Source organism: Microbacterium oxydans (assembly GCF_000956525.1).
Taxonomy (GTDB): domain Bacteria; phylum Actinomycetota; class Actinomycetes; order Actinomycetales; family Microbacteriaceae; genus Microbacterium; species Microbacterium oxydans_A.
Genome location: NZ_JYIW01000026.1, coordinates 323,912 through 349,004, shown reverse-complemented (window position 1 = coordinate 349,004; position 25,093 = coordinate 323,912). Strand labels below are relative to the sequence as shown.

Genomic DNA, 25,093 nt, shown 5'->3' with positions numbered 1-25,093 from the left:
AATGACCACACACACCTTCGACATCGTCGTCCTGGGCGGCGGCAGCGGCGGCTATGCAGCCGCGCTCCGGGCCAGTGAGCTCGGCAAGTCGGTCGCCCTGATCGAGAAGGACAAGGTCGGTGGTACCTGCCTGCACCGCGGCTGCATCCCGACCAAGGCGCTGCTGCATGCGGCCGAGGTCGCGGATCACGTGCGGGACGCGGCGTCCGTCGGTGTGACGGCGACGTTCGGCGGCGTCGACCCCGTCGGTGTCCGCACGTATCGTGAGGGCATCGTCGCGAAGAAGTTCAAGGGCCTCGAGGGGCTGGTGAAGGCACGCGGCATCACGACGGTCGCCGGCACCGGACGCCTCAACGCCGACCGCACGGTGAGCGTGGGCGACGACGTCTACGCTGGCACCGATGTGATCCTCGCGACGGGGTCGTACAGCCGCACGCTTCCCGGTCTCGAGATCGGCGGCCGGATCATCACGAGTGAGCAGGCGCTCGCCCTCGACGTCATCCCCGAGCGGGTGCTCATCCTCGGTGGCGGCGTCATCGGCGTCGAGTTCGCCAGCGTCTGGCGCTCCTTCGGCTCCGAGGTGACGATCGTGGAGGCGCTGCCCCACCTCGTCCCCAACGAGGACATCGCGATGAGCAAGGGTCTCGAGCGAGCGTTCCGCCGCCGCGGCATCCAGTACTCGCTCGGCGTGCGGTTCCAGACGGCGGTGCAGGACGACAGCTCCGTGACCGTGACCCTCGAAGACGGCAAGGAGTTCACGGCGGACTATCTGCTCGTCGCCGTGGGTCGTGGTCCGGTGACGGCCGACCTCGGATTCGAGGAGGCAGGCGTCACGCTCGACCGCGGATTCGTCACGGTCGACCAGGAGCTCCGCACCGGCGTGCAGGGCCTCTGGGCGGTCGGCGACATCGTCCCCGGCCTGCAGCTCGCGCACCGCGGCTTCCAGCAGGGCATCGCGGTCGCCGAGCGCATCGCCGGTCTCAGCCCCGCGAACATCCCGGACTCGCAGATCCCGAAGGTCACGTACTCCAGCCCGGAGGTGGCGTCGGTCGGCGTGACCGAGGCCGCTGCGATCGCCGAGCACGGTGCAGATGCGGTGCTCGCCTACGAATACAACCTCGCCGGGAACGGTAAGAGCGAGATCATCGGAACCAGTGGCCTGGTGAAGGTCGTGCGACTCAAGGACGGCCCCGTCCTCGGTGTACACCTGCTGGGCGACCGCGTCGGCGAGCTCATCACCGAGGGGCAGCTCGCTGTCGCCTGGGAGGCCCACCCCGAAGACATCGCGCCCCTCATCCACGCACACCCCACCCAGAGCGAGGCACTGGGTGAAGCCTTCCTCGCTCTGGCCGGAAAGCCCCTGCACGCCCTCTGAGCACCAACCGGTGCCCGAGTCACTAAGCTAGACAAGCGTCATACAACTTCTTGAAGGAGACTCAGTCATGAGCACATCCGTGGTCCTCCCCGCTCTCGGAGAGAGCGTCACCGAGGGTACGGTCACCCGTTGGCTCAAGCAGGTGGGAGACACCGTGCAGGCTGACGAGGGCCTGCTCGAGATCTCGACCGACAAGGTCGACACCGAGATCCCCTCGCCCGTCAGCGGCGTCATCGAGGAGATCCTCGTGGCCGAGGACGAGACCGTCGAGGTCGGTGCCCTGCTGGCGCGAATCGGCGACGGCAGCGCAGCAGCACCGGCAGCGGATGCTCCGGCCGCCGCGGCGCCCGAGGCTGAGGCGGCTCCCGCTGAGGCTGCGCCCGCGCAGGAGGCTGCTCCGGCGCCTGCCGCTGAGCCCGCCCCCGCCGCAGAGGCTGCGCCGGCAGGCGACGCGACCGACATCGTGCTTCCCGAGCTCGGCGAGAGCGTCACCGAGGGCACTGTGACCCGTTGGCTCAAGCAGGTCGGCGACTCGATCGAGGTCGATGAGGCGCTGCTCGAGATCTCCACCGACAAGGTCGACACCGAGATCCCTTCGCCCGTTGCCGGCGTGCTCCAGGAGATCGTCGCCGGCGAGGACGAGACCGTCGCCGTCGGTGCTGTGCTCGCACGCGTCGGCTCGGGTGCCGCTCCGGCTGCAGCACCTGCCGCTGAGGCTCCCGCCGCAGCTCCGGCACCTGCCGCAGAGGCCCCGGCTGCCCCTGCTCCCGCACCTGCTGCTCCGGCTCCCGCCGCTGCTCCGGCTCCCGCCGCTGCTCCGGCTCCCGCCGCGTCTGCCCCCGCACCCGCTGCTCCGGCTGCGGCTGCTCCGGCCGCTGGCGACAGCGACAACCTGTACGTCACGCCGCTCGTTCGGCGGCTCGCTTCCCAGCAGGGTGTCGACCTGGCGTCGGTCACCGGCACCGGTGTCGGCGGCCGCATCCGCAAAGAGGACGTGCTGAAGGCAGCAGAGTCCGCTGCATCCGCTCCGGCTGCTGCCGCGGCGCCCGCTGCTCCGGCTCCGCTCGAGGTCTCGCCGCTGCGTGGCACCACGCAGCCGATGTCTCGACTGCGCAAGGTCCTGGCCGAGCGTGCCGTCGCATCGATGCAGCAGACCGCGCAGCTCACCACGGTGGTCGAGATCGATGTCACCGCCCTCGCGGAGTACCGCGACAGCGTCAAGGGATCCTTCCTCGAGAAGACCGGCGACAAGCTGTCGTTCCTGCCGTTCTTCGCGCTCGCTGCCGCTGAGGCGCTGCAGGCGTTCCCGATCGTGAACTCCACGGTCGACGGTGACAAGATCGTGTACCCGGCGACCGAGAACCTCTCGATCGCCGTCGACACCGAGCGTGGACTGCTCACGCCGGTGTTGCGCGACGCCGCTTCGAAGAACATCGCGGAGATCGCGCACGAGATCGCTGACCTCGCCGCCCGCACCCGCGACAACAAGCTCAAGCCCGACGAGCTGGCCGGCGGCACGTTCACGCTGACCAACACCGGTTCGCGTGGAGCGCTGTTCGACACGCCGGTCGTGTTCCTGCCGCAGTCGGCGATCCTCGGTACCGGCACGGTCGTCAAGCGCCCCGGTCTCGTCAAGGTCGGCGGCTCCGACGCCATCGCGATCCGCTCGTACGTGTACTTCGCACTCTCGTACGACCACCGGATCATCGACGGTGCCGACGCTGCTCGCTTCCTCGGCGCTGTGAAGGCTCGCCTCGAGTCCGCGCAGTTCGCTGCACAGCTCGGCGCCTGACACACCGCGTCATCCTGGCTGATCCGCGACGTCATAGGCGTCGCGGATCAGCCATTTCTCGTTGAGGCGTGCGAGCACGAGCACCTTCCCGATCGGTGCCGCCGCATCAGCCTCCCCAGAGCCCTCCCCCGACTCCTGCGACGGCTCACCACCGACCTGCTCAGCTCGCACCACGGCGATATCGCCGTACTGATCGATCATCGCGAAGACGGGCGGCGTTTTCAGGCCGGTGTCGAGAGCCTCGATCACACCCACCGCCCCAGGAACGGTCGCACGATCGCACACGGCATCCTCCGCCTTCCGGCACGTGCCCGCCTCTTCCCAGAGCACCGCCGCCGCCTGCACCGGGTCATCGACTGCCGGGTCATCGACTGCCGTGTCATCGACTGCCGTGTCAGCACTCTCGTTCGACGCGTTCGTGTTCGTCACCGCCTCATCGACGGCCGTCGCGCTCGATGTCGGCGTCGCCACGAGCGGCTCCACGACCTTTTCCGAGCTCGTCGCGGCAGGCATCCGATCGTTCCCCGCCGCCGCATCGTCGTCGCCGTCGCTCGGCCACAGCACGCCGACCGCGAGGACGACCGCCGCGGCCGCTCCGGCCAACACGAGGGGACGGCGTCGACTCGTGGGGACGACGACAGCCTCAGCGGACTGTGCGACCAGCTCCATCGGCACCGCACGACGCGCGGTCGAATGCCGGCGTCGGATGATCGGCGCGATCACACGGACGGTTCGCTCGACGAGATCCGACGCAGCCTGCCGGAAGGTCGTGACGAGTCGAGACGAGCGCGCGCGAGCCCCAGATCTCGCGCGCACCCGGCTCGCCACTCTGCGTGGTGGCACCGGCAACCGCCCGACGGTGCCGGGCCTGGTGACTGCTTGTGCCGGTTCCGGCGCGAGCACATCACGCCGGAGCGCGCGCGGAGACGCGATCTCGAGCATCTCGTTCTCCCACCGATCGAGCAGGAGTGGCGGGATACCAGGGTGCTCGGCGACGCTCTTCCCCAGCCCCGCGTGCATCACCGCGAGCAGACGCCCCAGCGCCCGGTCGCGATTCTGCTCGCCGAGCCGCATCACGAGTGACGCGACCTCTGCACGTGCCGGTTCCCCTTCGCCGATCACGAAGACCGGCCTGCCCTCGTCGGTGAGCCACCACGTGCCTCGGACATCGGTGCAGTCGTTCGCTCCGAGCTCCGCGAGCGCGCGCAGCAGACTCACCACCAGCGTGCTGCTCTCCCCCGGCGTCAGCGGCTCCCCAGCCCCAGCGCGCCGCCCCACGAACACGCCCACTCGCTCCGTGCACCAGGGAAGCAGCACGTCGTGACCGTCTGCACGACGCACCAGATCCATCGGTGCTGCGACGTGTTCTGATCCTGCGAACCGCCACGCCTCCCATCCGCCGAGCGCCACAGCATCCCTGGCCACTGCGACGGTGTCTCCATCAGTCACCAGCGCACCGGGGAACGGCCCGTCACCGTTGTCCAGCACGCGGATCATTCGATGCGCACGACCGAGCAGCGGTGCCTGGTCAGTCTCCGGTGTGCGCGTCATGCCTCCATCTGACCCGGTCGCGCTCGATCATGGAGTGCATCAGGCAGGCTGTGAATCACATCCCCGCAGATGTCGCGGTGTGCAGGATGAGTGCGGAGACCCCCATCTGCCCTCCGCTGGGCGCGAACGACGCCATCAGAGCGCCCAGGAATCGGTAGGCTGAACCTTATGGCAAAACGTGCTCCCGAACCCGAGAAGCGTCCTGGGTTCTTCTCCCAGATCAAGTCCCTCTTCCGGTTCACGCGTGAGGTGTACTCCTGGCTGCCCTGGGCACAGATCGGCATCCTCATCGGCGGTGTCCTGCTCGGACTCATCGCCGGGTATCTGATCCCCCCGTTCCAGATCTGGACCCTCGTGCTGTGGGGTATCACCGGTCTCATGCTCGGTGTGCTCGGCGCGATGTTCCTGATGACCCGCCTCTCGACCACGGCGATGTACGCCAAGATCGACGGCATGCCCGGCGCGACCGGTCACGTGCTGAGCACGAGCCTCGGACGCCGCTGGCAGGCATCCGAGACGCCGGTCGGCATCAACCCGAAGACGCAGGAAGCCGTGTACCGCACCGTCGGCCGCGGCGGTGTCGTGATCGTCGGCGAAGGTGCCCGCGGTCGTCTCACGCGTCTCGTGAACGAAGAGCGCAGCAAGGTCCAGCGCGTCGCCAACGGCGTACCCGTCACCGTGCTGTACGTCGGCCACGGCGATGACGAGGTCACGATCGCCGACCTCGCCAAGACCATCAAGAAGCTTCCGAAGACGATCGACAAGGCGACCATGGGTGCCGTCATCCGTCGCATCGAGTCGGTCTCGCAGTCGCTGTCGTCGCTGCCGATCCCGAAGGGCATCGACCCGACCAAGGTGCGCGCCCAGCGTCCGCGCTGACCCGTAGCCTCCACGCAGAAGCGCGGCCGTCCCTCTCGGGGCGGCCGCGCTTCTGCGTTCACCGGGCCGTGCTCGCGCAGTGGCCAGTGCTCATTCAGAGAGCGGCTGCCGCGGCAGACGACGCACCTTGGCCCGGCGTCGGCGGCGCTCCGGGACCATGCCCCGCATCTCGTCGAGCTTGCCGAAGCAGAACAGCCGGTCGTCGGCCTCGAGCACGACGTGCTTGCGCGGGTTCGGGATCACACTGACCCCGCGGTGCAGGGTCAGCACCGTGATGTCGCGTTCCCAGAGCCCGGCCTCGCCCAGCGTCTTGCCCACCAGATCGACCGCGCCGTGCACCATGAGTTCGGCGACGCCGTAGCCGGTGGAGACCGTCAGGCGCTGCCGCACGTCGATCTCGGGGAAGGCGACCTGTCCGGCGATGTAGTCGATGATCGCTCCGGCCACGTCGAGCTTGGTCGCGGTCTCGATGCCCTGCAGACCAGGCGAGGAGTTGACCTCCATGACCAGCGGACCGTCATCGCCCTCGAGCATGTCGACACCGGCGACGCGAAGACCCATGATCTGCGCTGAACGCACTGCAGCGCGCTCGTACACGGGGTCGAGCTCGACCGCCTCGACCGAACCGCCGCGATGCACGTTCGAACGGAACTCGTCGCCGGCCGCAGAACGACGCATCGCGGCGACGACCCGATCGCCGACCACCAGCGCACGGATGTCGCGCCCCCGGCTCTCGGAGATGAACTTCTGGATCAGCACGTTCTGCTTGGTCGAGTGCAGCGTCTCGATGATGGCCTCTGCGACCTTCACCTGCGGTGCCAGGATCACGCCGATGCCCTGCGTTCCCTCGAGCAGCTTGATCACGACGGGAGCGCCGCCGACCCGCTCGATGGCAGGTCGGACGTCGGCTCGATTGCGCACGAACGCCGTCGGCGGCATGGCGATGTTGTGACGGGAGAGGATCTGGTTGGCACGGAGCTTGTCGCGGGCGCTCGAGATGCCGTTCGCCGTGTTCGGCGTGTACACGTCCATCTGCTCGAACTGGCGCACCACTGCGGTGCCGAAGTACGTGATCGAGTTGCCGATCCGAGGCAGGATCGCGTCGTAGTCGCTGAGCTGCCTGCCGCGGTAGTGCAGGTCCGGTTCATCCGCCGTGAGGTCGATCGCGAAGCGCAGGGTGTTCAGCACCTTGACGTTGTGACCGCGCTGCAGCGCGGCAGCACGCAGTCGCTGAGTGGAATACGCCTGCGGCGCACGGGAGAGTACTGCGAGCTTCACGGGGAATTCCTGCCAGGATGTATCGAGTGACGAAGACATCCCATTCAAACACTCTTACGGGGTGGCGAGAATGGGTGGCGCTCCCAGATCTCGGCGTCGACTGGATCAAAGCCAAGATCGACACGGGAGCACGCACCTCCTCGCTGCATGCCTTCGACATCGTCGAGTTCGAGCAGGACGGCGAGTCGTGGGTCCGCTTCCGCGTGAAGCCCTGGCAGGACAGCCAGGAGGATGCCGTCGTCGTCGAGACCCCGATCCACGATCGACGCGCCGTGCGAAGCTCATCCGGTCACGCGCAGCAGCGGATCGTCGTGCAACTGCTGCTCCGTCTGGTCGACCGCGAGGTGCTCGCGGAGGTCACGCTGAGCAATCGCGACGAGATGGGCTTCCGAATGCTGATCGGCCGCGAAGCGCTCCGGCACGGCTACACCGTCGACCCCGCCCGGTCGTTCCTCGGCGGCCGTGCACCGCGCGAGGCTCGTCGACGCAACCGCGGCAAGGAGTGAGTCGTCGGGACTGAGCGAGCCCCTCAGGCGCGGATGAGCACCGTGCCGGCGGCCTTGTCGTGCAGACCGCGCTGATCGCCGTCCCAGATCACCGCGGGGATCACGAGGACCAGCAGCAGGGTGCGCACGATCGGGCGCCACAGGCCGATCCAGCTGCCGTCGATGCGCACGACGCGCATGCCGAGGATGCGGTGGCCAGGGCTCCCGCCCACGACCGGGATGAAGATGATCTGCAGGAGCGCGAACACGAACATCGGCGCGAACTGCGTGAGGCCGGCTTCGGACGGCAGTGCGAACTGGTCGAACCCGAGGAAACCGGTGGCGACGATCGTCGCGGCGACGTAGTCGATCAGCAGGGCGCCGATCCGGCGTCCGGGACGGCCGATGCTTCGAGGTCCTGATTCCGGGAGCCCGAGTCGCTCACCGGGGTACATGTTCGCAGCAGCATCCGTCACCTCTCCAGAATACCGAGGGCCTGACTCCCTCTTTCGCCGTAACAAGCTCGAAACAAAGCGGACACCCAGGAGAAATCACTCAGCCGTACTGTGCAGAATGGCCGTGAAGCCATCGTTCCGCTACACAGGAGTCGTTTATGTTCAAAGATTCGTCCGAAGTCCTGAGCTACATCAAGGAGAACGACGTCAAGTTCCTTGACATCCGTTTCACCGATCTCCCTGGCGTGCAGCAGCACTTCAACATTCCTGCGTCGACGGTGGACGAGGCGTTCTTCACGGAGGGTCAGCTGTTCGACGGCTCGTCGATCCGCGGCTTCGCCAGCATCCACGAGTCCGACATGCAGCTCATCCCGGATGTGACGACGGCATACGTCGACCCGTTCCGCGAGGCGAGCACGCTCGTGATGATCTTCGACATCTACAACCCGCGCACCGGCGAGATCTACTCGAAGGACCCGCGTCAGGTCGCGAAGAAGGCGGAGAAGTACCTCGCCTCCACCGGCATCGCCGACACCGCGTTCTTCGCCCCCGAGGCCGAGTTCTACATCTTCGACGACGTGCGCTACTCGGTCACCTCGGGCGAGAGCTTCTACAAGGTCGACTCCGAAGAGGCCGCGTGGAACACCGGACGCGAGGAAGAAGGCGGAAACCTCGCCAACAAGACCCCGTACAAGGGCGGATACTTCCCCGTCTCCCCCGTCGACAAGACGGCAGACCTGCGCGATGACATCACGCTCAAGCTGATCGACGCCGGGTTCATCCTCGAGCGCTCGCACCACGAGGTGGGCACCGCGGGCCAGCAGGAGATCAACTACCGCTTCGACACCATGGTGCACTCGGCGGACGACATCCTGAAGTTCAAGTACATCGTCAAGAACACCTGTGAAGAGTGGGGCAAGGTCGCGACCTTCATGCCGAAGCCGCTCTATGGCGACAACGGCTCTGGCATGCACACGCACCAGTCCCTGTGGAACGACGGCAAGCCGCTGTTCTACGACGAGGCAGGCTACGGCCAGCTCAGCGACATCGCTCGCTGGTACATCGGCGGCCTGCTCGCACACGCTCCGGCTGTGCTCGCCTTCACCAACCCGACGCTGAACAGCTACCACCGTCTGGTCAAGGGCTTCGAGGCACCGGTCAACCTGGTGTACTCGGCCGGTAACCGCTCCGCCGCGATCCGCATCCCGATCACGGGTTCCAACCCGAAGGCCAAGCGCATCGAGTTCCGCGCTCCGGATGCCTCCGGCAACCCGTACCTCGCATTCGCCGCGCAGCTGATGGCAGGCCTCGACGGCATCAAGAACCGCATCGAGCCCCACGAGCCCGTCGACAAGGACCTCTACGAGCTTCCCCCCGAGGAGGCCAAGGGCATCCCGCAGGTGCCGAACTCGCTGGTCGACTCGCTCGACGCGCTCGCGGCAGACCACCAGTTCCTCCTCGAGGGCGGCGTGTTCACCAAGGAGCTCATCGAGACCTGGATCTCGTACAAGCACGAGAACGAGATCCTGCCGATGGCGCAGCGTCCGCACCCGTTCGAGTACGAGCTGTACTTCGGCGTCTGATCCGAGCCAGTGCATCGAGAGCCCCCAGAGCATCCGCTCTGGGGGCTCTTCGCATGTGAGCTGGGCATTCCTAATGCCGTGCGCTCGCGACCGCAACCCCCTCGGTGCATCCACTCTCGGGGCGCATGCTGAGAGCTCCGTCTCCACCGCCCCACTCGAGAGGACGACTCCCATGAGCGACACCACACCCACCCAGCGCGTCGCAGAGCTGATCAAGGACTTCCGGTTCGCGATGTTCACGACCCGAAACGCGCAGGACCGACTCGTCGCGCATCCGCTCACGGTGCAGGAGTCGGAGTTCGACGGCGACCTCTGGTTCCTCGTCGCGAAGAGCGCCTCGCTCACTGGCGACATCGAGCGCGACGAACGCGTCGGCGTCTCGCTGAGCTCGAACGGCTCCTGGGTCTCGCTCTCAGGTACCGCGGAACTCGTCGACGATCAGTCGAAGATCCGCGAACTCTGGAGCCCGACGGTCGAGGCCTGGTTCACCGACGGCCCCGAGGACCCGAATGTCGGCCTGCTGAAGTTCTCCGCCGAGTCGGCGGAGTACTGGGACAGCCCCGGCGGCAAGCTGGCATCGATCTTCAGCTTCGTGAAGTCGAAGATCACCGGTGAGCCGCTCGACGCCGAGAACGAGACGGTCGAGCTCCCGTAGTCTGGACTGATGCTGTTCGCCCTCATCCGCCCTGCCGAGACCCGCACTGCGACCGTCGAAGGCCCCGATATCCCCGTGCTCCGCGAGCAGCTCCTCGCCCAGGCCCCTGAGGGCTGGGACATGACCACGGCGAGCGTCACCATGCAGGCTGGAGGCGTCCGCACGGTGGTCGGCACCTTCGACCGCCGCGATGCGCCGACCGAGATCTCGGGCGAGGACATGGCCGCTCTCGAGGCACAGGTCCCTGACGGCTGGCGCATGCTCTCCGTCCGGCACGACTGACCGACGCACACGCCGGCACGCGAAGAGCCCCGCATCGGCAACCGATGCGGGGCTCCTGCTGTTCTGTGGGCCGAGCTCAGGGAACGCGAGCGCCCGAGGTCTTCTCGCTCAGGTGCTCAGCCGACAGCACGGTGTTGACGTAGCTCGGTGTCAGCGCGCCACCCGCGGTCGGGTACAGCCAGACGACGGGGAGCGGAACGACGTTGGCCGAGCCGTTGAGCAGGCCTGTGTAGACGTACTGCACCGAGCCGGTGGTGCCTGCGTCGGGAAGCGATCCGACGCGGGTCCAGCCGTTCAGGTTGCGCTCCTCGAGCCGGTAGCTGCTCGGCGTGGGCACGCCGCTGCCGGCGCCCCACTGCACGGTCACGGTGACCACGCCGGACGTGTACAGCCCGGCGGCTGCATCCTCACCGGTGTCGATGTCCATGACCGAGAAACCGACGCTCTGCCCGGTGTTGACCTGCACGCGGTTCGGCTGCGCGACGGTGAACGTGCCGACCGAGGTGCTGCCCTGCCAGACCGAGAGTCCTCCGCCGGGTGCGGTCTGCAGTCGGGCCACGCTCGCTGCGGCCATCGGCGTCGCGATGGCGACCGCGACGACGGGTGCGGACCACGCCGCTGCCTTGATGACGGTGCGGCGCTTCATCCCCGCGCCGGACTGGATGTCGTGCTCGTTGACACTCATGATGTCGTTCTCCTCTTGGTCAGCGGACACCCCACCGAACGGCGCATGCACGAACGATGCCGAGGCACGGCGAACGGGCTTCGCGGGCGCCGAGTCGGGGAGGGATCTCCGGGAAATTGTCTTCCGTGAGTCATCGTGGCGTCTGCGCCAGCCCTCGCGACGAGAGAGGACCACTCTGTCGCTGTGGACCCGTCGTTCGTCGTGCTGCGTATGGTCAGCCGGCTGCAGCTCCGGCATCCGACCGCGACGCCCGCCGCAGCGCAGCGGGCGATCGATGCCCTTCCTGCGCCATCGCACGCGCGAGACTCGAACCGTCTGCGAACCCTGCGTATCGACCGATCTCCGCGATGCTGAGCGGGTCGTACACGCGGTCCGCGAGCAGGGTCACCGCATGTTCGACCCTCGCTCGGCGGATCTGCCGCTCGGGTGTCGTGTCGTGCGAGCGGAACGCACGTTGCAGCTGCCGCATCGAGATCGCCAGCTGATCGGCGATCATGTGCGGCGACAGCCCAGGGTCTTCGCGTTGCGCTGCGATCATCGCCAGCGCGCTCAGGTAGACCCCGGCCCTGGGTGCTCGCTGCGGGACCTTGGCGCCCTCGACTGCCACGCCGATGACCATCTCCTGGAGGAGCCGCTCGAAATAGTAGCTGCCGAAGCCGCTCACGGGCTCGGGATCGAGCTCAGCAGCACGCTCGGCGAACGCGAGTGCCGGATCGAGCAGCGCGCTCGCGGAGGACACCGAGCGGACCTCCCCCGCTGCGGGAGCGCCGACGCCGGTCAGTACCTCAAACGGCACCACGATCGACAACAGCCTCAGTTCGGGGAGCGGAGCGGCACGGAGCACGCCGTCATACCCGAAGAGGAATGCCTCGTTGGGGCCGAGCCGGATCCGGCCGGATTCGGTGTCGATCTCCAAACCCCCGGAGCGGATGCTGTGCAGACCGACCATCCCGGTGACACGGTCGAGCCTGGAGCGCGTGTCGTCGCGTCCGCCGACGAACTCCCGGATTCGCACGCTGCCGAACATCGCCAACGTGCGAGCCCTCATCACCGGCACGATGCAGCGTCGTTCGATCGAGCGCGTATGACGCACAGGCGCGCAGCAGACATCCCCATGTGACCTCCCCAGGCAGATCGACCGCGGATCCCCTCGCCCGCGACCACGGCCCCCCTTTCAGATGAGGGCCTCCCCGAGCCTAGGGGATCGGAACGAGGCCCGGATCGCAGATGTCGGACCTCTGATGACAGGTCGGTGCACACCGTCGGCGTGGCTTGCTTGACCGGGTCGGACTCCGGTGATCAACTGAGGGGTCCGAACCGACAGAGTGAGGGAATCATGCGCCGCAAGACCGAGAACGCGAAGCCCGCACACGTGAGTGCGCCGCCCGCGACCAGACGACCAGCTTCAGTCGCCGCGCTGGCACGGACGAATCCGTTCATGCTGGGTCTGATGGGCGCGCTCGGCGTGCTCGTCGCACTGGTGATCGGCGGCATCGTCGACCAGCTGGCGACCGTCCTGGTGTACATCGGCGTCGCGATCTTCCTCTCGCTCGGCCTCGATCCGATCGTGTCGTTCATCGAGCGCAAGCTCCCCCGTCCGGCTGCGGTCGCGATCGTGGTCGCCGTGGTGGTCCTGGCCTTCGCGGGGATCATCCTCGCGATCGTGCCGATCCTCGTCCAGCAGATCACCAACCTGATCGACAACGGCCCGCAGATGGTCAAGGACATCATGGCCGCCGACTGGTTCAAGGACCTGAACACCCGGTTCGGATCGACATTCGAGGATGCTGCCAACGGCATCCTGTCGTTCCTGCAGGACCCGGGCAACCTCGCGAACATCGGTGGCGGCGTCTTCGCTGTCGGCGCCGGAATCGCCGGCGGATTCACCGGAGTGACGATCGTGCTGATCCTCACGCTCTACTTCATGGCGTCGCTGCGGAGCATGAAGAAGGTCGCCGCCCGTTTCGTTCCCGCGTACCAGCGCGAGACGTTCAGCGGACTGCTCGAAGACGTGTCAGGCGCCGTCGGCCGGTATGTGATGGGCCAGGCCAGCCTCGCACTCGTGAACGGCGTGCTCAGTCTGATCGTGCTCAGCATCATCGGGGCACCCGTTCCGGCGCTCCTCGCGCTGATCGCGTTCATCGGGTCGATGATCCCGCTGGTCGGCACGCTCAGCGCATCGATCATCAACTCGCTGATCTGCCTCTTCGTCAGCCCGATCACCGCGCTGATCGCTTTCGTCTACTACCTCGTCTACATGCAGATCGAGGCATACGTGCTCTCACCGCGCATCATGAGCAAGGCCGTCGCGGTTCCCGGAGCTCTTGTCGTGATCGCAGCGGTCGCGGGTGGCGCACTCGGCGGCATCCTCGGCGCGCTGGTGGCGATCCCGGTGGCGGCGAGCATCATCATCATCGTGCAGAAGGTCATCTTCCCCGCGCAGGACCGCAAGGTCGTGCCACCAGAGCTGGCCGCCTGATCGTTGCCGAGACCCGCGTCAGGCGGCCTCAGCGAACGAGCAGTGCGCCCGCCTGGACGCGCACATCGAACGACGTGACCTCGCCCATCTCCTCGCCGTCGATCTCGAACATGAGCGGAGTCTCGAGCTCGACGCCGATCGTCTCGACCGGGAGGTGACGCGCCGAGTCGGTGCTCACGGCCTCATCCTTCCCGCCGGTGAAGAAGCGACGGATGCCGTTGTCCCAGACGAACGAGCGGAAGGTGTCGAGCCACTGCAATGCGCCGTCCGCGCTCACCATCAGCACATCGAGCTTGCCGTCGTCGAGCACGGCGTCAGGGAGCAGACGGATGCCGCCCTGCACCATGCCGCAGTTGCCGACGAGCATCGTGTGACCACGGACCGCCACCGGCTCCTGCCCGTCGACCGTGAGGGTGATGTCTGTCATCTCGGTGCCGGCCAGCGCTCGACCCATCGCCTCCACATACGCGAGCCAGCCCGCCTTCGACTTGAGGTCGTCATCGGTCTCGACCAGCATCTGCGCGTCGATGCCGAAGCCGACCATCACCGCGAAGGCATGCTCGGTTCCGTCGTACGCGACCCATCCGAGGTCGATCCGGCGGGGCTCCGCGTCGCGGACACGCTCGAGCGCCGCGGGGATGTTGTTCAGCGGCACCTCGAGGTTTCGTGCGAGCAGGTTGCCGGTGCCCTGCGGGACGATGCCGAGGGCGGTCTCAGAGCCCGCGAGGGACTCGGCGACCGCGCGGACCGTGCCGTCGCCACCCACGGCGATGACGATCTCACGGCCGTCCTCGATGGCCTCACGTGCCATCCCACGGCCTGGGTCTTCCTGGCTGGTCTCCCACCAGCGGATGTCCGGCTCATCGCCGAACACCCGGGTCACAGCCTCCTGCAGAACGTCCTGCTCGACCTTCGAGGGGTTCCAGACGATTCCGATGCGCGCGTGGGTCATAGCGTCAGCTTGGGCGACGACGCACGATACTGCAACTCGGGCGCGCGGATCAGCCGTAGAACAACTGCTCGAAGGCCTTCCGAGACCGTCGCGTCACGCCCAGGTAGTCCTCATCCAGTTCGGTCGCAGAACGGTCCGGGTAGCCGAGCAACCGCGCGATCGCATCGAGTTCACGCCGATCCGCCGGCAGCACGTCGCTGGTCTGCCCCGTCAGCAGCGTGATCGCCGAGCGCAGCCGACTCGCCAGGCGCCAGGCCTCCGCCAACCGTTCCGCAGCCTCCTCCGGCACGAGTCCGGCTCCGACGGCCGAGTCGAGCGCCGCGATCGTCGACGTGGTCCGAAGACCCGGGATCGCATGCGCGTGCTGCAGCTGCAAGAGCTGTACGAGCCACTCCACATCGCTGAGCGTCCCCGGCCCGAGCTTGAGATGCCGCCGGGGGTCGGCCCCCTGCGGAAGACGCTCGCCCTCGACGCGCGCCTTGATGCGCTTGATCTCGCGGAGGCCCTGCTGGTCCACCGTTTCGGGATACCGGATCGAATCGGCCAGCTCGACGAACTTCGCGATCAGCTTCGCGCTGCCGGCGACCCCGCGGCCGCGCAGCAGGGCCTGCGCCTCCCACGACAGCGACCAGCGTCGGTAGTAGGCCGTATACGCCTCGATCGAACGCACGAGCGGTCCGCTGCGTCCTTCCGGCCGCAGGTCGGCATCGAGGTCGAGCGGCACCCGGTGGTCTGTGAGGTGTTCGCGCAGCCTGGTCACGATCTGCGTCGCAAGCTCCTGTGCACGCTGGGGCTCGACACCGTTCGCGTCGTACACGTACAGGATGTCGGCGTCGGAGCCGAAGCCGAGCTCGGCCCCGCCGAAGCGTCCCATGCCGATGACCGCGAAGTCGAGGGCGGCGTCCTCTGCCGGCACGACCTCCCGGAAGACCGCCCGAAGGGCCGCCTGGATCGTGCTCTCGGTGATCTCGGTCAACGCAGTGGCGATCTCCTCGATCGTCAGCACATCGAGCACCGCACCCATGGCCGTGCGCAGCAGCTCGCGTCGGCGGTTGGCCCGCACCGCTCGCAGCGCGTCGCCGACGGAGTCATGTCGCGTCTGGATGGCCCTGGCCTCCTCGTCGAGTGCGGCCGCGCCGCGCGGACGCAGCGACTCCCGCTTGTCGAGCCAGGCGACGGATTCGGGGATCCACTCCATCAGTTCGCCGATGTACCGCGACGACGACAGGATGCGGGTGAGGCTCTCGGCCGCGCCGGAGGAGTCTCGGAGCATCCGGAGGAACCACGGGGTGTCTCCCAGCCGTTCGCTGATGCGGCGGAAGGCGATGAGTCCGTAGTCGGGGTCGCTGCCGTCGGCGAACCACCGCACCATGATCGGCATCAGGTGCCGTTGGATCGTCGCCTTGCGGCTCAACCCCGTGGTCAGCGCGCCGATGTGGCGCAGCGCGCCCGTCGGATCGCGGAACCCGATCGCCGCGAGTCGATCGTGCGCCTGCGCCGCCGACAGCGTTCGCTCCTCCTCCGGCAGCGCGGCGACCGCGCTGAGCAGCGGGCGGTAGAAGAGTCGCGTGTGGATGTCACGCACCTCGCGGCGGACGCTCTCCCAGCGAGCCCAGATGCCGTCGCCGGTCTCGGCGAGACCCGTCGCACGGGCCAGCACCCGGAGGCCTGCCGGGGTGCGGGGCATCAGGTGGGTGCGGCTGAGTTCGCGCAGCTGGAGGCGGTGCTCCATGACACGAAGCACGCAGTAGTCCTTCGCGAAGGCTGCGGCCTCGGCACGACCGATGTACCCGCCCTCGACGAGCGCATCGAGGCTCTCCAACGTCCCGCGGGTGCGCAGGGATTCGTCGGTCAGCCCATGCACGAGTTGCAGCAGCTGCACGGTGAACTCGATGTCGCGCAGCCCGCCGGAGCCGAGCTTGATCTGGTACGGCGCATCCTCCGGATCGATGTGCTCCATCACGCGCTGCCGCATGCGTTGCACGCTGTCGACGAAGTCCTGCCGGGCCGCGCTCGACCAGATCTTCGGCTGCACGGCCGCGATGTACTCGGCACCGAGTTCGTCGTCGCCGGCGAGGGGCCGAGCCTTCAGCAGGGCCTGGAACTCCCAGCTCTTCGCCCACCGGTCGTAGTACGCGAGATGTGAGCCCAGCGAGCGCACCAGCGCGCCCTGCTTGCCTTCCGGGCGCAACGCGGCGTCGACCTCCCAGAGCGGCGGCTCGACCTCGATGCCGCTGAGTCCGCGCATGGTCTCGCGGGCGAGTCTGGTCGCGATGTCGATGGATCGCGCCTCGCTCACCACCTCCTCGTCGACCGTGCCGCCGACGAAGATCACGTCGACGTCGCTCACGTAGTTGAGCTCGCGCGCCCCTGACTTTCCCATGCCGATGATCGCGAGGCGGGTCGCGGCGACCTCGTCCCTCGGATACGTGTCGCTGACACGTGTGCGGGCGACGGCCAGCGCGGCCTCCAAGGCGGCACCGGCGGCATCCGCGAGCGCCGCCGACACGTCCCCGACCACCGAGACCGGATCGGCGTGGGTGACGTCGTAGGCGGCGATCACCGCGAGGCTCGAGCGATACGCGACACGCAGCGCCACGACCGCGGCGTCCTCACCCGATGCCGCGAACCCGGCGACGGAATCGATCGACGACAACAGCCGCGCCCGGAGATCGATCGAACTCGGCAGCTGTTCGAGTGATCCCGCGAGCGCAGGGAGCTCTTCCGGATGCCGGAGGAAGAAGTCAGCGAGCCCCTCGGATGCTCCGAACACCCGCCAGGCACGGTGGCGCGTGATCGGGTCGTCGAGGAGCGCCTTCACCGGAGCGGCATCCCGCCGGGCGACCCTGAGCAGCCCGCGCACCGCGGCATCCGGATCCGCGACCCCCGCGGCGTCGAGGATCTCGGCACGCGGGGAGTCGAGGATGTCCGCCAGCTCCGACAACGAAGCCGCGGCCTCGCTCAGCTCGGCGAAACCGAGCCGTGCCAGGGCAGAGAGCGAGACGGAGTCGTCCGGGCGGGCCATGCGCAGGTCAGAGCAGCTCGAGGTTGTTCTTCAGCTCCAGCGGGGTGACCTGCCCACGGTAGGCCTCCCACTCCTTGCGCTTGTTGAGCAGCACGTAGTTGAACACCTGCTCCCCCAGCGTCTCGGCGACCAGCTCCGACTCCTCCATGTACTCGAGGGCGTGGTCGAGGCTCGCCGGCAGCGACGAGTAGCCGAGCGCGCGACGCTCTGCATCGCTGAGCGACCACACGTTGTCCTCGGCCTCCGGAGGAAGCTCGTAGCCCTCCTCGATGCCCTTGAGCCCGGCGGCGAGCATGAGCGCATACGCCAGGTAGGGGTTCGCGGCGGAGTCCAGCGCGCGGTACTCGACCCGCGAGGACTGCCCCTTGTTCGGCTTGTACATGGGCACGCGCACGAGTGCGGAGCGGTTGTTGTGGCCCCATGTGACGAAGCTCGGCGCCTCGTCACCGCCCCAGAGGCGCTTGTAGGAGTTCACGAACTGGTTCGTGACGGCGGAGATCTCGTTGGCATGCCGCAGGAGGCCGGCGATGAAGTGGCGACCGGTCTTGGAGAGCTGGTACTTCGCACCCTCCTCGTAGAAGGCGTTCTGATCTCCCTCGAACAGCGACATGTGCGTGTGCATGCCGCTGCCGGGGTGGCCGCTGAGCGGTTTCGGCATGAACGTCGCATAGACGCCCTGCTCGATCGCGACCTCCTTGATCACGGTGCGGAACGTCATGACGTTGTCGGCCGTGGTGAGCGCATCGGCGTAGCGGAGATCGATCTCGTTCTGGCCGGGGCCGCCCTCATGGTGGCTGAACTCGACGGAGATGCCCAGGTCTTCCAGCATCCGCACCGAGCGGCGACGGAAGTCGTGCGCCGTGCCGCCTGGCACGTTGTCGAAGTAGCCGGCGGAGTCGACCGGCACCGGGCCCTCGGGGCCGAACGACGACGACTTCAGCAGGTAGAACTCGATCTCGGGGTGCGTGTAGAACGTGAACCCGGCGTCGGCAGCCTTCGCGAGCGTGCGCTTGAGCACGTGACGGGGGTCGGCGACCGCCGGCTGGCCGTCAGGCGTCGTCAGATCGCAGAACATGCGGGCGGTCGGGTCGATCTCGCCGCGCCATGGGAGCGTCTGGAACGTGGTCGGGTCGGGCTGCGCGAGCAGATCCGACTCGTAGGTGCGGGTGAGGCCCTCGATCGCGGAGCCGTCGAACCCGATCCCCTCGGCGAATGCCCCCTCGACCTCAGCCGGGGCGATCGCCACGGACTTGAGCGTGCCGATCACATCGGTGAACCAGAGTCGGACGAACTTGACGCCGCGCTCCTCGATCGTCCGGAGGACGAAATCCCTCTGCTTGTCCATGGGCACTACTCGGCGCTCTGGCTCTTGGAGTCCCAGCCCGACTCGGCTGCTTCTTCCTCGGCCCAGGCGCGTGAGCGCTCCTTCAGCACCTCAGGGGCACGAGTGGCCTCTGCCTCGGTGTCGAAGGGACCGACCCGGTCGGCCGAGGGCGAGATCATGCCGAACTCGACCTGCTTCGTTTCCAGGTTGTACCAGTACTTGCTGTCACCGTCAGACATGGTCTGTCCCTCCTTCACGTGGTGACTCCGATCCTACTGGCGTCCGCCGCGGTCGCTAAGCTATCCCCCATGGCAAAAGCGATCGGCGTCGACATCGGCGGCACGGGAATCAAAGCTGGAATCGTCGACCTCACGCACGGGACGATGGACTCGGATCGAGTACGCGTTCCGACTCCGAACGGCGCGTCGCCGCAGGACGTCCTCACCGCGGTGAAGACGGTCCTGAAGACGCTCGACGTGCACGACTCGACACTGCCCCTCGGCGTGGCCTTCCCGGCCATCGTCAAGCGCGGCAAGACGCTGTCGGCAGCGAACGTCTCGAAGGAATGGGTCGACTTCGACGCGGAGCGGTTCTTCCGTGACGGCCTCGGTCGCAACATCGTCTTCGTGAACGACGCGGATGCAGCCGGCGTCGCCGAAGCGCGCCACGGCGCTGCCAGGGATATGCGCGGCCTCACGCTGCTCACCACACTCGGCACCGGCATCGGTTCGGCCTTCCTCTACGACGGCGTGCTGATCCCCAACACCGAGCTCGGCCACCTGAACTTCGGCACCTACGAGTCCGTCGAGCAGTGGGCGGCGACCTCGGCGCGCGAGCGCGAGAACCTCAGCTGGGCCGCATGGGCCGAGCGCCTGCAGGCGTTCTACTCGCACATCGAGTTCCTCTTCAGCCCCGACCTGTTCGTGGTCGGAGGCGGCGTGTCGAAGAACGCCGGCGACTTCCTGCCGCTCCTCGAGCTCAACACCCCGATCGTCCCGGCGATCCACCGGAACAACTCGGGCATCATCGGCGCAGCATCGCTCGCCGGCGACTGACCGCCCTTCGACAGGCTCAGGGACCCAGGTTGGGGTCAGGGGCTCGGCCCTTCGACAGGCTCAGGAACCCAGCCCTTCGACAGGCTCAGGGACCCAGGTTGGGCTCAGGGACCCAATGGGAAGGCCCCGATGACTCTGCAGTCATCGGGGCCTTCTCATGTATGAGGCGAATGGGCCGACCTGTACGCCGGGTTCTGTTCCGGGGTTCTTCGCCCCTTCGACGGCCATCTCTCTCGGCGACACGTTGCCGTGGCACTCTAGCGGTCTACCCGAGGACTCGGCGAGCCGCGTCAACATCCTCTGTCTGACCTTGCTCCGGACGAGGTTTACCTGGCGGGCCATGTCACCATGGCCCCCGGTGGTCTCTTACACCACCCTTTCACCCTTACCCTTCGGGCCCTTCGACAAGCTCAGGGATCCGAAGGGCGGTCTACTCTCTGTGGCACTGTCTCGCGGATTGCTCCGGGTGGGTGTTACCCACCGTCCTGCCCTGAGGAGCCCGGACGTTCCTCGGTGCGGTTGCCCGCCACGCGACCGTCCAGTCGACCCATTCGCGCATCCAGTCTACGGCGCGGCTACTTCTCGGCCGACACCGCGATGCGCAGATCGAGCGGTACGTCGATCGGGAAGCTGCCGAACAGCCGTCGCGTGGCCACGGCGGCCGCCTCGCGCACGGCGTCGGCTGCTGCCTCGGCGTGCTGCTCCGGCACATGGAGGATCACCTCGTCGTGCAGGAAGAACGCGAGGTGCGGTGTGCGAGCGAAGGGCCCTGATGCCGCAGCCTCGGTGAAGCTCGGCGGGATCTGCTGCAACCGGTGGCGGATCTCGGCGAGCCAGATCAGCGACCACTCCGCTGCCGTGCCCTGCACGACGAAGTTGCGTGTGAACCGCCCCCAGTCCCGCGCGCGGCGGCGGGCGAGGGCGACGACAGCCGGATCGGCGTCAGCAGAGGTCGCGTCCGATTGCAGTCGCGACCACTCCGCAGAGGGCCGCGGCGATGAGCGTCCGAGCCAGGTCGAGACGATCCCGCCGTCCTCCCCGGTCCTGGCTGCGGCGTCGACGTGCGCCATCGCCCGCGGATAGACCTTGCGCAGCCGCGGGACGAGCCGACCGCTGTCGCCGGTGGTGGCGCCGTACATCGCGCCGAGCACCGCGTACTTCGCCTCCTCGCGGGTGCCGACCGCCCCCGAGTCCACGACGCCGGCATACAGGTCGCGCCCTTGGGCTGCACGTGCCATCGCACGATCGGACGACATCGCCGCCAGCATCCGAGGTTCCAGCTGCGCGACATCCGCGACGATCAGGGTCCAGCCGGGATCGGCGCGGACCGCAGGACGAAGGATGCGCGGCAGCTGCAGCGCTCCCCCGCCGGCCGAGGCCCAGCGTCCCGTCACCACGCCGCCGGGGATGTAGACGGGCCGGAATCGGCCGTCGTGCACCCACTCGGCGAGCCAGGCCCAGCCGTTGGCGCTCAGCAACCGCGACAGCTTCTTGTAAGCGAGCAGCGGCTCGACGACCGCATGCGACTGCGACGCCAACTCCCACCGGCTCGTCGACTCGACGTTCACGCCGACGCGATGCAACGCCCTGAGGAGCTTCTGCTGGCTGTCGAGATGCAGGGTCTCATCCCCGAGGATGCTGCGCACCTGCGCACCGAGCTCCGCCATCCGGCTCGGGATCCCGCCACCGGCGGCACGCGTGCCGAGCGTCTCGGTGAGGATCGCATCGTGCACCGCGACATCCCACGGGAGTCCGGCGATGCGCATCTCCTCAGCGATCAACCCGCCGGCCGACTCGGCAGCGCACAGGAGTGTCAGCCGTCCGTCGCGCCCCGCGGCGATCACGCGTCGCTGCTCGCGATACTGCTCGAGTGCTTCGGCGACCGAGTCCCCTGCCGCGTCGTCATGGAGCGCGTCGAACAGCGATGGGGTGGCATCCGCCGGTTCGCGACGCACCCAGGCCTGCGACGGAGCGAGCGGACGGGCGACGGCATCCGTGTCCCGGAGGATCGCGTGACACAGCAGCAGATCGTGCGTGCGGTTGAGGACGACGCCGTCGGCGAGCAGCATCGAGTAGACCTCCCTCGCGCTACGGATGATCCAGCGGGTCTGCGCGGCTGCATCGGCTTCGGCAACCCACCCGGCCAGTTCGGCAGCGGTCACGACATCGCGACGGACTTCACCGTCATCCTCGTCGAGCTCGACGGCGGTGTAGCTGCCGGCGCCGCTCGCGATGAGCGCGATCCGGCGCTCGGCCGGCGACGCGGCGGTCATGTCCGGCGCGCGCGGGCTCGGGTCAAGAGAGACCGGATTCCTCGGTGCGCACCAGGATGCATCCGCACTCGGGGCAGAAGACGACGGCGTCGTCGGCGGCCGTGCGAATCTGGCTGAGATCGGTGCGGGGCAGGACGATGCGGCAGCCCTCGCAGGTGCCGTGAGCAAGCAGCGCGGCACCGGCGCTGTTTGCGGCGCGTCGCGTGTACTCGGCCAGCAGGTCGGCCGGGATGCGGGCGGAGACGGCCTCACGGTCGCGGGCCAGCTGTGCGCCGAGCTCAGTGGCCGCGGCGACGTCTGCCTTCGCCTGCGCGGTGAGCGCTGACCCCTCGGCGGTCGTCGTGTCGATCAGTGCCTGCTGCGCGGCCACAGCGGCATCGGCCTCTTCCACGCGGCCCATGATGTCGAGCTCGGCGTCTTCGAGGTTGCTCTGGCGCTGGGTGAGGCTGGCGATCTCGTGCTCGAGAGCCTGCGCCTCCTTGGCGTTGGTCGCGGTCGCGAGGCGCTCGGCGTCGCGTGCGCGGCGCTGCTCGACGAGCCGCACGTCGGACTCGAGGCGCGTCAGCTCGGTGCGCGCGTCGTCGCGCGTTCCGGTCGCAGCGGTGAGCTCACGGAGCTGCTCCTGGCGCACTGCGACCAGCTCAGCGATGCGTGCCGCCTGCGCGGGCTTCGTACGTGCTCGCTCCGCCTGCGCGATCCGCCGATCGAGGTCGGCGATGTCGAGCAGGATGCGCTGGTTCTCGGGGCTGGAGTTCACACCTCCAATCTACCTTCTACGCGGCTGCTCGCCCGGTCATCGCAGGTCGCCGTCGAGGTAGAGCCACCGCCGGTCCTCGCGCACGAAGCGGCTGCGCTCCCGCAGGGATCCGCGGTCCTCTCCCTGACGCCAGAACGCCTCGAACTCCACGACGCCGTCCCGGTCGAACGGACCGCCCGCCTCCCGGTCGACGATCACGAGCCGCCGCCAGACGAGATCTGGTTCGATCTCGATCGGATCGGGGCGTGTGGAGACGTGCCAGGTGTCGCGGAGATAGGCCGCGTCCCCCACCGCGAACGCCGTGTAGCGGGAGCGCATCAGCCGCTCGGCCGTGGGTGCCGCAGCGCCTCGCAGCAGTGGTCCGCAGCATCCGCCGAAGCGATCACCCGAGAAGCACGGGCACCGAACGGCGTCGTCGGGAAGGCTGTCATCCGGCGCAATCCGGCCCGTCGTCGTCACCGCACCAGCGTACGCTGAGGAATTCCGTCGAGAAGGAGAACCATGACCGCGCACCCCGTCATTCCCCAGTTCACCGCCCACAACGGATTCGGCCTGCCGGCGATCGGCCTCGGCACGTACGCGCTCAACGGGGACGCCGGCGCTGATGCCGTCGCCGGCGCGATCGAGGCCGGTTACCGGCTCGTGGACTCGGCGTTCAACTACGAGAACGAGGGATCGGTCGGCCGCGGCGTCGCTGCGGCCGATGTCGACCGCGCCGAGATCATCGTCACGACGAAGCTCCCCGGGCGACACCACGCGTCAGCGCAGGCGCGGACGAGCATCGAGGAGAGCCGATCGCGGCTCGGACTCGACATCACCGACCTGCACCTGATCCATTGGCCGAACCCCAGCCAGGACGAATACGTGCAGGCATGGGCCGCGCTCGTCGACGCCCAGCAGCGCGGTGTCGTGCGGCAGATCGGTGTGTCGAACTTCCTGCCGGAGCACCTGGAGCGCATCGAACGCGAGACCGGTGTGCGCCCGGTGGTCAACCAGATCGAGGTGCATCCGTACTTCCCGCAGGAGGAGCAGCTCGCCTACCACCGCGAGCACGGCATCCTCACCGAGGCCTGGAGCCCGCTCGGCCGCGCGAAGGCGCTCTTGGACGAATCGGTGATCGCTGAGATCGCGTCGGCCCACGGCATCAGCGCCGCCCAGACCGTTCTCGCCTGGCACGTCGCTCGCGGCGTCGTCTCGATCCCCAAGGCCTCATCGCTCGCGCACCAGACGTCCAACCTCGCCGCGGCGGAGATCGTGCTCGACGATGCGGAGGTCGCTGCCATCACCGCCCTCGGACGCGCTGACGGCCGGCTGTTCGGCGCCGACCCGAGGAGCCACGAGGAGTCCTGACCCCGGACGTTCTTCGGGGCCTCAGACGTTCTGCGTGCCCAGCACCCTGAGGAGCTCGAGTTTGCTCTCGGCATCACTGCCCGGCGCAGCGGTCAGCACGATGAGCGCCTGGGACTCGTCCTCGGTGAACAACGCCTGGCAGTCGACCTCGATCTCGCCGAGCTCGGGATGGATCAGCACCTTGTGGTGCTCGAACCGCCGCTGCACCTCGTGGATCTGCCACAACTCCGAGAACTCCGAGCTGACCGCTGTGAGCGCGGCGACGATCTCGCCGGCACGGGAGCGTGCACCCCAGGCACCGTGCGCAGCACGGAGCGAGGCGACGAGCGAGCGGCTCTGCCTGGCGTGATCCGACTCGGGATAGCGCCGACGCTCGGTCTCCGGCCTGGCGAACCAGCGGTAGATCCCGCTGCGGTCGAGCCCGGTGAGATGGCCGGCATCGCCGAGCAGTGCCCTGGCCGCATCGTTCTGCACCAGCACTTCATCGAGCGCCGACACGACGAACGCCGGGGTGTCGTGCAGCCGGTCGAGCACGCGCAGCATGCCAGGGCGCACGTAGTCGGTGAAGACCGCGCGGTCGGGAGCCGGGTAGCCGCAGACCCGGTGCAGGTAGTCGCGCTCGTCCGAGGTGAGCCGCAGCGCACGCGCAAGCGATGACACGATCTGCACGCTGGGCTGCGGACCGCGGCGCTGCTCGAGCCGCGTGTAGTAGTCGGTCGACATCGCGGCCAGCTGTGCCACCTCCTCACGACGGAGTCCGACCGTGCGGCGACGCGGACCAGTGCTCAGCCCCACGTCGGCCGGGGTCAGCGCCTCCCGGCGCCGGAGCAGGAATGCGGCCAGAGCATCTCGATCCAC

At 68.1% G+C, this 25,093-nt stretch carries 23 protein-coding genes and 1 other RNA gene; 10 read left to right on the top strand and 14 right to left on the bottom strand.

Annotated features, from left to right (window positions below; all coding sequences use genetic code 11):
- Nucleotide 1: 1 nt before the first annotated feature.
- Complete coding sequence (lpdA, locus tag RS83_RS14285; RefSeq protein ID WP_045280177.1) at nt 2–1,375, top strand: dihydrolipoyl dehydrogenase; 1,374 nt, start codon at nt 2–4, stop codon at nt 1,373–1,375.
- Between the two features lie 67 nt (nt 1,376–1,442).
- The gene (gene sucB, locus RS83_RS14280; RefSeq protein ID WP_045280176.1) at nt 1,443–3,167 is read left to right on the top strand and encodes a 2-oxoglutarate dehydrogenase, E2 component, dihydrolipoamide succinyltransferase; all 1,725 of its coding nucleotides are present in this window, start codon (nt 1,443–1,445) and stop codon (nt 3,165–3,167) included.
- A 9-nt stretch (nt 3,168–3,176) separates the two neighbouring features.
- Here the strand turns inward: sucB and RS83_RS14275 are convergent, their stop codons facing one another.
- Complete coding sequence (locus tag RS83_RS14275; RefSeq protein ID WP_045280175.1) at nt 3,177–4,718, bottom strand: hypothetical protein; 1,542 nt, start codon at nt 4,716–4,718, stop codon at nt 3,177–3,179.
- Nucleotides 4,719–4,886: 168 nt separating this feature from the next.
- On the opposite strand from RS83_RS14275, the gene RS83_RS14270 reads away from it, so the two are divergent.
- On the top strand, nt 4,887–5,597 hold the full coding sequence (locus tag RS83_RS14270) for a DUF4191 family protein (protein WP_045280174.1): 711 nt from the start codon (nt 4,887–4,889) through the stop codon (nt 5,595–5,597).
- Between the two features lie 90 nt (nt 5,598–5,687).
- Here the strand turns inward: RS83_RS14270 and RS83_RS14265 are convergent, their stop codons facing one another.
- On the bottom strand, nt 5,688–6,875 hold the full coding sequence (locus tag RS83_RS14265) for a RimK family alpha-L-glutamate ligase (RefSeq protein ID WP_045280173.1): 1,188 nt from the start codon (nt 6,873–6,875) through the stop codon (nt 5,688–5,690).
- A 17-nt stretch (nt 6,876–6,892) separates the two neighbouring features.
- On the opposite strand from RS83_RS14265, the gene RS83_RS14260 reads away from it, so the two are divergent.
- Nucleotides 6,893–7,381 (top strand): ATP-dependent zinc protease, encoded by a 489-nt coding sequence (locus RS83_RS14260; protein WP_045280172.1) that lies wholly within the window; start codon nt 6,893–6,895, stop codon nt 7,379–7,381.
- A gap of 23 nt (nt 7,382–7,404) precedes the next feature.
- Here the strand turns inward: RS83_RS14260 and RS83_RS14255 are convergent, their stop codons facing one another.
- Nucleotides 7,405–7,815, bottom strand: coding sequence for an RDD family protein (locus RS83_RS14255; protein WP_045280857.1), 411 nt, complete (start codon nt 7,813–7,815; stop codon nt 7,405–7,407).
- A gap of 158 nt (nt 7,816–7,973) precedes the next feature.
- Between RS83_RS14255 and glnA (RS83_RS14250) the strand changes: the two genes are divergently transcribed.
- From glnA (RS83_RS14250) to RS83_RS14240, 3 genes are all read left to right on the top strand, one after another.
- Nucleotides 7,974–9,398 (top strand): type I glutamate--ammonia ligase, encoded by a 1,425-nt coding sequence (glnA, locus tag RS83_RS14250; protein WP_045280171.1) that lies wholly within the window; start codon nt 7,974–7,976, stop codon nt 9,396–9,398.
- A 172-nt stretch (nt 9,399–9,570) separates the two neighbouring features.
- Entirely contained in the window at nt 9,571–10,053 is a 483-nt protein-coding gene (locus tag RS83_RS14245) for a pyridoxamine 5'-phosphate oxidase family protein (protein ID WP_045280170.1), read from the top strand.
- A gap of 9 nt (nt 10,054–10,062) precedes the next feature.
- On the top strand, nt 10,063–10,335 hold the full coding sequence (locus RS83_RS14240; RefSeq protein ID WP_045280169.1) for a hypothetical protein: 273 nt from the start codon (nt 10,063–10,065) through the stop codon (nt 10,333–10,335).
- Nucleotides 10,336–10,411: 76 nt separating this feature from the next.
- On the opposite strand, the gene RS83_RS14235 is transcribed toward RS83_RS14240, so the two are convergent.
- Both RS83_RS14235 and RS83_RS18380 read right to left on the bottom strand, forming a co-directional pair.
- On the bottom strand, nt 10,412–11,020 hold the full coding sequence (locus RS83_RS14235) for a hypothetical protein (protein WP_045280168.1): 609 nt from the start codon (nt 11,018–11,020) through the stop codon (nt 10,412–10,414).
- A 214-nt stretch (nt 11,021–11,234) separates the two neighbouring features.
- On the bottom strand, nt 11,235–12,068 hold the full coding sequence (locus tag RS83_RS18380) for a helix-turn-helix domain-containing protein (protein WP_082071675.1): 834 nt from the start codon (nt 12,066–12,068) through the stop codon (nt 11,235–11,237).
- Nucleotides 12,069–12,458: 390 nt separating this feature from the next.
- On the opposite strand from RS83_RS18380, the gene RS83_RS14225 reads away from it, so the two are divergent.
- Entirely contained in the window at nt 12,459–13,499 is a 1,041-nt protein-coding gene (locus tag RS83_RS14225) for an AI-2E family transporter (protein ID WP_231587789.1), read from the top strand.
- A gap of 28 nt (nt 13,500–13,527) precedes the next feature.
- On the opposite strand, the gene RS83_RS14220 is transcribed toward RS83_RS14225, so the two are convergent.
- Genes RS83_RS14220 through RS83_RS14205 form a run of 4 tightly spaced genes read right to left on the bottom strand, consistent with a single transcriptional unit; the run spans nt 13,528 to nt 19,039 of the window.
- Entirely contained in the window at nt 13,528–14,451 is a 924-nt protein-coding gene (locus RS83_RS14220) for a diacylglycerol/lipid kinase family protein (protein ID WP_045280167.1), read from the bottom strand.
- A gap of 49 nt (nt 14,452–14,500) precedes the next feature.
- The gene (locus RS83_RS14215; protein ID WP_045280166.1) at nt 14,501–17,476 is read right to left on the bottom strand and encodes a bifunctional [glutamine synthetase] adenylyltransferase/[glutamine synthetase]-adenylyl-L-tyrosine phosphorylase; all 2,976 of its coding nucleotides are present in this window, start codon (nt 17,474–17,476) and stop codon (nt 14,501–14,503) included.
- A 7-nt stretch (nt 17,477–17,483) separates the two neighbouring features.
- The gene (gene glnA / locus RS83_RS14210) at nt 17,484–18,821 is read right to left on the bottom strand and encodes a type I glutamate--ammonia ligase (protein WP_045280165.1); all 1,338 of its coding nucleotides are present in this window, start codon (nt 18,819–18,821) and stop codon (nt 17,484–17,486) included.
- 5 nt (nt 18,822–18,826) lie between these two features.
- Nucleotides 18,827–19,039 (bottom strand): hypothetical protein, encoded by a 213-nt coding sequence (locus RS83_RS14205; protein WP_045280164.1) that lies wholly within the window; start codon nt 19,037–19,039, stop codon nt 18,827–18,829.
- A gap of 69 nt (nt 19,040–19,108) precedes the next feature.
- On the opposite strand from RS83_RS14205, the gene ppgK reads away from it, so the two are divergent.
- Nucleotides 19,109–19,855, top strand: a complete 747-nt coding sequence (gene ppgK, locus RS83_RS14200) for a polyphosphate--glucose phosphotransferase (protein ID WP_045280163.1) — start codon at nt 19,109–19,111, stop codon at nt 19,853–19,855.
- 167 nt (nt 19,856–20,022) lie between these two features.
- On the opposite strand, the gene rnpB is transcribed toward ppgK, so the two are convergent.
- From rnpB to RS83_RS14185, 4 genes are all read right to left on the bottom strand, one after another.
- Nucleotides 20,023–20,405, bottom strand: an RNA gene (gene rnpB, locus RS83_RS18415) — RNase P RNA component class A.
- Between the two features lie 25 nt (nt 20,406–20,430).
- Nucleotides 20,431–22,128, bottom strand: coding sequence for a bifunctional 3'-5' exonuclease/DNA polymerase (locus RS83_RS14195; protein ID WP_045280162.1), 1,698 nt, complete (start codon nt 22,126–22,128; stop codon nt 20,431–20,433).
- A gap of 22 nt (nt 22,129–22,150) precedes the next feature.
- A complete protein-coding gene (locus RS83_RS14190) occupies nt 22,151–22,885 on the bottom strand; it encodes a zinc ribbon domain-containing protein (protein ID WP_045280161.1) in 735 nt (244 codons plus the stop codon).
- A gap of 36 nt (nt 22,886–22,921) precedes the next feature.
- The gene (locus RS83_RS14185; RefSeq protein ID WP_082071674.1) at nt 22,922–23,344 is read right to left on the bottom strand and encodes a YchJ family protein; all 423 of its coding nucleotides are present in this window, start codon (nt 23,342–23,344) and stop codon (nt 22,922–22,924) included.
- A 42-nt stretch (nt 23,345–23,386) separates the two neighbouring features.
- Between RS83_RS14185 and RS83_RS14180 the strand changes: the two genes are divergently transcribed.
- Entirely contained in the window at nt 23,387–24,235 is an 849-nt protein-coding gene (locus tag RS83_RS14180) for an aldo/keto reductase (RefSeq protein WP_045280160.1), read from the top strand.
- Nucleotides 24,236–24,256: 21 nt separating this feature from the next.
- Here the strand turns inward: RS83_RS14180 and RS83_RS14175 are convergent, their stop codons facing one another.
- Nucleotides 24,257–25,093, bottom strand: coding sequence for a helix-turn-helix transcriptional regulator (locus RS83_RS14175; protein WP_045280159.1), 837 nt, complete (start codon nt 25,091–25,093; stop codon nt 24,257–24,259).

What these genes read in the sequence shown, in the direction of transcription:
- lpdA (WP_045280177.1), top strand. Translation starts at nt 2, where the DNA reads ATGACCACACACACCTTCGACATCGTCGTCCTGGGCGGCGGCAGCGGC.
- sucB (WP_045280176.1), top strand. Translation starts at nt 1,443, where the DNA reads ATGAGCACATCCGTGGTCCTCCCCGCTCTCGGAGAGAGCGTCACCGAG.
- RS83_RS14275 (WP_045280175.1), bottom strand. Translation starts at nt 4,718, where the DNA reads ATGACGCGCACACCGGAGACTGACCAGGCACCGCTGCTCGGTCGTGCG.
- RS83_RS14270 (WP_045280174.1), top strand. Translation starts at nt 4,887, where the DNA reads ATGGCAAAACGTGCTCCCGAACCCGAGAAGCGTCCTGGGTTCTTCTCC.
- RS83_RS14260 (WP_045280172.1), top strand. Translation starts at nt 6,893, where the DNA reads ATGTATCGAGTGACGAAGACATCCCATTCAAACACTCTTACGGGGTGG.
- RS83_RS14255 (WP_045280857.1), bottom strand. Translation starts at nt 7,815, where the DNA reads ATGTACCCCGGTGAGCGACTCGGGCTCCCGGAATCAGGACCTCGAAGC.
- glnA (WP_045280171.1), top strand. Translation starts at nt 7,974, where the DNA reads ATGTTCAAAGATTCGTCCGAAGTCCTGAGCTACATCAAGGAGAACGAC.
- RS83_RS14245 (WP_045280170.1), top strand. Translation starts at nt 9,571, where the DNA reads ATGAGCGACACCACACCCACCCAGCGCGTCGCAGAGCTGATCAAGGAC.
- RS83_RS14240 (WP_045280169.1), top strand. Translation starts at nt 10,063, where the DNA reads ATGCTGTTCGCCCTCATCCGCCCTGCCGAGACCCGCACTGCGACCGTC.
- RS83_RS14235 (WP_045280168.1), bottom strand. Translation starts at nt 11,020, where the DNA reads ATGAGTGTCAACGAGCACGACATCCAGTCCGGCGCGGGGATGAAGCGC.
- RS83_RS18380 (WP_082071675.1), bottom strand. Translation starts at nt 12,068, where the DNA reads ATGAGGGCTCGCACGTTGGCGATGTTCGGCAGCGTGCGAATCCGGGAG.
- RS83_RS14225 (WP_231587789.1), top strand. Translation starts at nt 12,459, where the DNA reads ATGCTGGGTCTGATGGGCGCGCTCGGCGTGCTCGTCGCACTGGTGATC.
- RS83_RS14220 (WP_045280167.1), bottom strand. Translation starts at nt 14,451, where the DNA reads ATGACCCACGCGCGCATCGGAATCGTCTGGAACCCCTCGAAGGTCGAG.
- RS83_RS14215 (WP_045280166.1), bottom strand. Translation starts at nt 17,476, where the DNA reads ATGGCCCGCCCGGACGACTCCGTCTCGCTCTCTGCCCTGGCACGGCTC.
- glnA (WP_045280165.1), bottom strand. Translation starts at nt 18,821, where the DNA reads ATGGACAAGCAGAGGGATTTCGTCCTCCGGACGATCGAGGAGCGCGGC.
- RS83_RS14205 (WP_045280164.1), bottom strand. Translation starts at nt 19,039, where the DNA reads ATGTCTGACGGTGACAGCAAGTACTGGTACAACCTGGAAACGAAGCAG.
- ppgK (WP_045280163.1), top strand. Translation starts at nt 19,109, where the DNA reads ATGGCAAAAGCGATCGGCGTCGACATCGGCGGCACGGGAATCAAAGCT.
- RS83_RS14195 (WP_045280162.1), bottom strand. Translation starts at nt 22,128, where the DNA reads ATGACCGCCGCGTCGCCGGCCGAGCGCCGGATCGCGCTCATCGCGAGC.
- RS83_RS14180 (WP_045280160.1), top strand. Translation starts at nt 23,387, where the DNA reads ATGACCGCGCACCCCGTCATTCCCCAGTTCACCGCCCACAACGGATTC.